Here is a 573-nt window from a genome sequence, read left to right as displayed (position 1 = left end):
ATGTCTTGAACAAGCTCTTGCAACTTTATACAAAGCTCTGCCGCTAATTCCGCTATATCTTCAGGGGGGAGTTTTATATTTGCATCGCGATAAGTTGTATAAGCTATGCGAGCAAGTTTTTTCATGAGACCAGCAGGGATAGTTTGTGGTTTAAAACCCGCTGCTTTCGCTTTTGCCATGTCACTAAACATTTCACCTTCACCCGTAACGAGCCAATGAGGATTAATGTTATAGACTCTATGATAGGCGTTAATTGCTGAGGATGTTGGTTCGTGTGCTCCGATTTCATAATTGGCAAGAGTAGTGCGTTGTAAATTAAGGCGTTGCGCAAAAGCACCGCGTTCTTCATTTCCGAGTACTCGTCTTATTTCACGCAATCGTTTTGCGAGTTCTGTTTTAGGTTCTTTTTCAGGGCGTGCCAAAAAAAATCACTCCAAATGACAAAAAACTGTTTACAAAGACAGATATTTGGCATATACCTATTATTACCGCCCGCTATAGAGGGCAGATATTTTACAATTAACCCCACAAAAAACGGATGGTTTGAGCATCCGTTTGAAGCAGGAGCGAAGT

At 41.4% G+C, this 573-nt stretch carries 1 protein-coding gene; it reads right to left on the bottom strand.

The genetic code is table 11. The annotated features are described in order from the left end of the window. On the bottom strand, nt 1–422 hold a 422-nt coding region (locus ACFIJP_RS09660; protein WP_375627215.1), incomplete at its 3' end, for a helix-turn-helix domain-containing protein. Between the last annotated feature and the right edge of the window lie 151 nt (nt 423–573).

The sequence above is a fragment of the Bartonella sp. MU37NMGALS genome, assembly GCF_042194015.1.
GTDB classification, from domain to species: domain Bacteria; phylum Pseudomonadota; class Alphaproteobacteria; order Rhizobiales; family Rhizobiaceae; genus Bartonella; species Bartonella grahamii.
The sequence above is the reverse complement of the archived record's forward strand: the minus strand, read 5'-3'. Positions and strand labels throughout refer to the sequence as shown.